The organism is Sphingobium sp. IP1 (assembly GCF_002708645.1).
GTDB classification, from domain to species: Bacteria; Pseudomonadota; Alphaproteobacteria; order Sphingomonadales; family Sphingomonadaceae; genus Sphingobium; species Sphingobium yanoikuyae.
In genome coordinates this window covers 1-5,675 of the sequence record NZ_NOIW01000184.1, presented here as the reverse complement: position 1 = coordinate 5,675, position 5,675 = coordinate 1, and the positions used below count along the sequence as shown (strand labels likewise).

General features: G+C 65.6%; 5 protein-coding genes. 4 read left to right on the top strand and 1 reads right to left on the bottom strand.

Annotated features, from left to right (window positions below; genetic code table 11):
* The first annotated feature begins 69 nt into the window (after nucleotides 1-69).
* Nucleotides 70-1,596, top strand: a complete 1,527-nt coding sequence (locus CG471_RS28705) for a methyl-accepting chemotaxis protein (protein WP_099234536.1) — start codon at nucleotides 70-72, stop codon at nucleotides 1,594-1,596.
* Here CG471_RS28705 and CG471_RS28700 read toward each other — a convergent pair.
* The gene (locus CG471_RS28700) at nucleotides 1,593-2,480 is read right to left on the bottom strand and encodes a LysR substrate-binding domain-containing protein (RefSeq protein ID WP_010337723.1); all 888 of its coding nucleotides are present in this window, start codon (nucleotides 2,478-2,480) and stop codon (nucleotides 1,593-1,595) included. The two genes, CG471_RS28705 and CG471_RS28700, sit on opposite strands and share 4 nt — an antisense overlap.
* A 116-nt stretch (nucleotides 2,481-2,596) precedes the next feature.
* Between CG471_RS28700 and CG471_RS28695 the strand changes: the two genes are divergently transcribed.
* The 3 genes from CG471_RS28695 to CG471_RS28685 form a co-directional block, all read left to right on the top strand.
* Nucleotides 2,597-4,114, top strand: a complete 1,518-nt coding sequence (locus CG471_RS28695) for an acetyl-CoA hydrolase/transferase family protein (protein WP_069338457.1) — start codon at nucleotides 2,597-2,599, stop codon at nucleotides 4,112-4,114.
* Nucleotides 4,115-4,255: 141 nt separating this feature from the next.
* Nucleotides 4,256-5,236 carry a TerC family protein gene (locus CG471_RS28690; protein WP_037512004.1) on the top strand — a complete coding sequence of 327 codons (981 nt, stop codon included), beginning with the start codon at nucleotides 4,256-4,258 and terminating at the stop codon, nucleotides 5,234-5,236.
* A 38-nt stretch (nucleotides 5,237-5,274) separates the two neighbouring features.
* Nucleotides 5,275-5,675: DNA repair protein RecO (locus CG471_RS28685; protein WP_180275837.1), on the top strand; the 401-nt coding region annotated here is incomplete at its 3' end.

Genomic DNA, 5,675 nt, shown 5'->3' with positions numbered 1-5,675 from the left:
GATGCTGGCGGGCGGCGTGTTGCTGCTGGCGGCGCGCGATTTTCTCTGCGCCAGCAAGGGAGGGCGGGCATGAACGTCGAACGCCCGATGGAAAGCATCCGCCTTGCCGGTGCGCGCATGCTGATGTGGCTATTCTGGCTGAATGTGCCGGCGCTCATGCTGATCGGTTGGCTGCTCAACTCTCCTGACGCGGAAGTAGGCGCGCTGGCGGCTGCGCTGCTGGCGCTGCTTCCGACCATCATGGTGCGGCGGCGCGACATTTCGGCGCCGGCGCGCATGACGCTGGCGGTGACATCGGTGGCGATCCCGGCGCTCTATGTCTTCCTGCTGCGCGGTCATGGCTGGCAGATGGACATGCATATGGGCTTTTTCGCGGCGCTGGCGGCGCAGACCGTGCTGCTCGATCGGCGGGCGCTACTGGTGGCGGCCGGCGTGACGGCGCTCCATCATCTGATCCTCAATTATAGCTATCCCGCCTGGGTGTTCGCCAGCGAGGGCGATCTGCCGCGCGTGCTGGTGCATGCGCTGATCGTGGTGATCCAGACCCTGATGCTGTGGTGGATCGTGTCGCTGCTCACCCAGACCATCCGCCTGCAGACCGAGGAGCGGCAGCGGAGCGAAGGTCTGCGCAAGGAAGCCGATGCGGCAAAGGAGCGGGCGGAAGTTGCGCTGGCCGAACTGGAGCGGGCGCAGACAATTGCCACCCGACAGCGCGCGATCGAGGAAGCGGCGCGGCGGGCCGAAGAGGCAAGCGAGCGGCGCCGGCTGGTGGCCGATGCGCTGGAGGCGCGGTTGGGCGCGGTGGTTGGCGATCTGGGCCAATTGGCCGGGCAATTGTCGGCCAGCAAGCAATGGCTGTTCGATCTGCTCGATCGCACGACCCAGCGCTCGGCCGAATTGCGCAAGGCCCATGCCCGCGCCGATGGCGATGTCCGCGCGGTGGCGCAGGATACGGAAAAGCTGGCCATTTCGATCAATGGCGTGGGCGGTAGCGCCAGCCACACCCGCGACAATGCGCTGCGCGGCGCGATGGCGACCCGTGCGCTGACGCCGGAGGTCGACATGCTGTCGGCGACGGTCGATTCCGCCAGTTCGATCGTCGCGCTGATTGCTCAGATCGCGGCGCAGAGCCGGACCCTGTCGCTCAATGCCGGGATCGAGGCGGCACGGAGCGGCAGCGAGGTGCGCGGCTTTGCCGTCGTGGCATCGGAGATGAAGAGCCTGGCCGCGCAGACGGCCGAGGCGACCCGCCAGATCGACATCTATCTGCAGGATATTCGCCGTGCGGCCGACAGCGTGTCGGGCGCGATCGATGTCGCGACCCAATCGGCGGATACCATCGACCGGTCGACTGCCGGCATCGTCGATGATGTAGCGGAACAGATACGCGCCACCGGCGAGATCGCGGCCGCGACCGAGGAGATGGCGCGCCATATCGCCGAAGCGGCGTCCCAGGCCGAAGCGCTGAGCCTGGCGCTGGCGGAGGCGCAATCGGCCATGGGCGAAACCGATGCGGCGGCCACCGCCTTGTCAAGCCGTTCGCAGGAATTGCAGGAAACGGTGCGTAACGTGCTGGAGGAACTGCGCGCCGCTTAGCGCTGGGGCGGGTCGCCGGGGAAATTCGCCTTCAGGAAATCGAGCACCAGCCTGGCGCGGGCGGGCAGGCGCTTCAGCGCGGGATGCACCGCCAATATGTCGATCGGGTCGATCTGGCTGGCGGGGAGGACGCGCATGAGGCGCCCCGCCTCCAGATCGTCCGCCACCCGCACGGCGGGCAGCATCGCGATGCCGAGGCCGGCGAGCGCGGCGCGATGCACCGCCTCGCTATTGTCGCTGCGGAACGGGCCGCTGATCAACTGGTCGCGGCCGTCAACCGTCCATTTGGCCGGCAGGTCGCCATAGCCATAGGCGATGCAGCGATGGCTCGGCAGATCGTCCGCGCTGGCGGGCAGGCCATGGCGCGCGACATAGTCGGGATGGGCGACCAACATGCGGGGCAGGGCGCCCAGCCGATGCACGACCAGCATATCGTCCCCGACCGGGCCGACGCGCAGCGCCAGGTCGAGCCGGTCCTGGACCAGATCGCGCTGCCAGTCGGTCATCGCCATGTCGATCCGCAGGCCGGGATGCTGATCGCTGAGCAGGCTGAGCAGGCCCAGATAATAGAGGCCCAGCGCGGTCGTGACGCCGATCCGCACCGTGCCGCTGACATCGCCCTGGACCGGGCGCAATTCCTGTTCGGCCACTTCCAGCGCGTCGACCAGCGTGCGGGCATGGACCAGCAATTGGTCGGCTTCCGGCGTCGGGACCAGCCGGCGCGTGGTGCGGTGAAACAGCACGGTGCCAAAATGGGCTTCCACCTGATCGAGCCGTCGCGCTATGGTGGTGTGGCTCGCATGCATCTCGGCAGCGACGCGCGTGAAACTGGGCTTTTCGCAGAGCCGTATGAAGGTGCGGATCGAAAGAAGCAGGTCGCTCATTTGAACATGTCCTGCACAGATATTGTGCCGGGAATCCCTATTGTGCGGAGAACGGAAAAGCCAGACCTAAGCGCCGGCGCAGGGACGCCAGTCAGACATTTAATGGAGACGAGAGGATGGCATCGGATCGTATCGGTCATGCAGGGTTTGCGGCAAAGAGGCGCAGCGCGCAGGACGCCGCAGCCCTGATTGCCGACGGCATGACCGTGGGCATGAGCGGCTTTACCGGATCGGGCTATCCCAAGGCTGTCCCTCTGGCGCTCGCCGACCGAATCACAGCCGCCCATTCGGCCGGCGATCCGTTCCGGGTGAAGGTGTGGACCGGCGCATCGACCGGGCCGGAACTGGACGGCGCGCTCGCCAAGGCCGACGGCGTGGAATTTCGTCTTCCCTATAATAGCGATCCGATTGCCCGCGAGCGGATCAACCGCGGCGAGATGCAATATTTCGACATGCATCTGAGCCAGGTCGCGCCGATGGCGTGGCAGGGCTTTTTGGGCGAACTGGATGTCGCCGTGGTCGAAGTGACCGGCATCACGCCCGACGGCCTGCTGATCCCGTCCGCTTCGGTCGGCAACAACAAGACCTGGCTCGATCGTGCCAAGGGCATCATCCTGGAGGTCAATAGCTGGCAGAATGCCGCGCTCGAAGGGATGCACGACATCTACTACGGCACCGCGTTGCCGCCGAGCCGCGTGCCGATCCCGCTGACCCGCGCGGACGATCGCATCGGCGAACCCTATTTCAGGGTCGATCCCGCCAAGGTGCTGGCGGTGGTCGAAACCGACTCGCCCGATCGCAACGCGCCCTTCACCCCGCCCGATGACAGTGCGCGGGCGATCGCCGGCCATCTGCTCGAATTCCTGGGCCATGAAGTGAAGATGGGCCGCATCCCGGCGTCGCTGCTGCCGCTCCAGTCGGGCGTCGGCAATATCGCCAATGCCGTGCTGACCGGCCTGATCGACGCGCCGTTCGACAATATGGTCTCCTATACGGAGGTCATTCAGGACGGCATGCTCGACCTGCTGGAATCCGGCAAGCTGCGCATGGCGAGCGCCACCGCCTTCTCGCTCAGTCCCGAGGCGGCGGCGCGGCTCAATGCCGACATGGCGCGCTTCCGCAACAAGATGATCCTGCGCCCGCAGGAAATCAGCAACCATCCCGAACTGGTACGCCGCCTGGGCTGCATCGCCATGAACGGCCTCATCGAGGCGGACATCTATGGCAATGTGAACTCCACCCATGTCATGGGATCGCGCATCCAGAACGGCATCGGCGGGTCGGGCGACTTCGCCCGCAACGCCTATCTGTCGATCTTCATGACGCCCTCGACCGCCAAGCAGGGCAAGATTTCGGCGATCGTGCCGCATGCCAGCCATGTCGACCATATCAACCAGGATGTGCAGGTGATCGTCACCGAACAGGGGCTGGCCGACCTGCGCGGGCTGGCGCCGCGCCAGCGGGCCGAACTGATCATCAACAATTGCGCCCATCCCGATTATCGCCCGATGCTGAAGGATTATTTCAGGCGGGCGATGCAGGGCAGCTATGGCCTGCAGTCGCCGATGCTGCCGGCCGAGGCCTTCGCCTGGCACCAGCGCTTCATCGATACCGGCACGATGATGCCGGGCTGATCATCAATGGCCCGGCGCAGCCTGACCTGCGCCGGGGCACTGATCATTGCTGTTCGATTGCCGCTTTCCGACATATTCCCGCTGAGGGAACCGGGAGCCATGCCGTCCGCTTGACCTGCATCTTTGCAGCACGGACCCATCATGGATTTCCTGACGACCGACTTTCTCGACAAGCCCATCTGGATGTGGGCGCTCTTCCTGACGATCATCATCGCGCTGCTGGCGCTGGATCTGGGCGTGCTGCATCGCAAGCAGCGCGAGATCGGCGTGCGCGAGAGCGTGAAGCTGGCGGGTTTCTACATCGCCATTGGCCTGGCCTTTGGCGGCTGGATCGCCTGGCAGATGGGGCAGGAGGCGGCGGTCGCCTATCTGACCGGTTTCGTCGTCGAAAAATCGCTGGCGCTCGACAATGTCTTCGTCATCGCGATGATCTTCTCCTTCTTCCATGTGCCGCGCCGCTATCAGCATGAGGTGCTGTTCTGGGGCATCATTGGCGTCATTGTCCTGCGCGCGATCATGATCGGGCTGGGCGCGGCGCTGGTCCAGAATGTCTCCTGGGCGCTCTATTTCTTCGCGGCGATCCTGATCTTCACCGGCATCCGCATGCTGTGGACGGTGGGCAAGGAACAGACGATGGAGGGGAACCGGCTGCTCGGCTTCCTGCGCCGTCACATGCGCGTGACCGACCGGGTGGAGGGCGATCATTTCTTCGTGCGCCAGCCGGCCGAACCGGGCGGCAAGCCGCTGCTCCATGCGACGCCGCTGTTCCTGGCGTTGGTGATGATCGAGATTGCCGACGTCATCTTCGCGGTGGATTCTGTGCCGGCGATCTTCGCCATCACCACCGATCCCTATCTGGTCTATACCTCCAATATCTTCGCGATCCTGGGGCTGCGTGCGCTCTATTTCGCGCTGGCGGCGGCGGTCCACCGCTTCCATTATCTCAAATATGCGCTGTCGGTGGTGCTGATCTTCATCGGCGCCAAGATCTTCCTGGCCGATGCGCTGGGGCTGGAGAAGATCCCGCCGCTCTTTTCCCTGCTGGTGACGGCCGGGGTATTGGGCGCGGGTATCGGCCTGTCGCTGTGGCGCACCCGTGGCGAGGCGCAGCCGCAACATTAGATTTGGCACGAATGCCGGATCGTCGATAGGAAGGCGCCATGCCCGTCCTCATCACATCCGGCATCGTCTGCGCGCTGCGCGCCCATGGCGAACATGGCGCGGTCGCGCGGCTGCTGACGTCCGACCATGGGCTGGTCGCGGGCTATGTGCGCGGCGGGCGATCGCGGGCGCTGCGCCCGGTGCTGCTGCCGGGCAATGCGGTGAAGGCCGAGTTTCGCGCCCGTACCGAGGATCAGCTGGCCAGCCTGACCGTCGAGCTGGAGCATAGTCGTGCGCCCCTGCTGGGCGAGCCATTGCCGGCGGCGGCGATCGACTGGGCCTGCGCATTGACGGCGGCCGCTTTGCCGGAGGGAACGCCCTATCCGACGCTCTACGAAGCGTTCGATGGCGTGCTTGGCGCGGTCGAGGCGGCGCCGGCGGCAATGGCTCGCCCAGCAGG

What these genes read in the sequence shown, in the direction of transcription:
- CG471_RS28705 (WP_099234536.1), top strand. Translation starts at nt 70, where the DNA reads ATGAACGTCGAACGCCCGATGGAAAGCATCCGCCTTGCCGGTGCGCGC.
- CG471_RS28700 (WP_010337723.1), bottom strand. Translation starts at nt 2,480, where the DNA reads ATGAGCGACCTGCTTCTTTCGATCCGCACCTTCATACGGCTCTGCGAA.
- CG471_RS28695 (WP_069338457.1), top strand. Translation starts at nt 2,597, where the DNA reads ATGGCATCGGATCGTATCGGTCATGCAGGGTTTGCGGCAAAGAGGCGC.
- CG471_RS28690 (WP_037512004.1), top strand. Translation starts at nt 4,256, where the DNA reads ATGGATTTCCTGACGACCGACTTTCTCGACAAGCCCATCTGGATGTGG.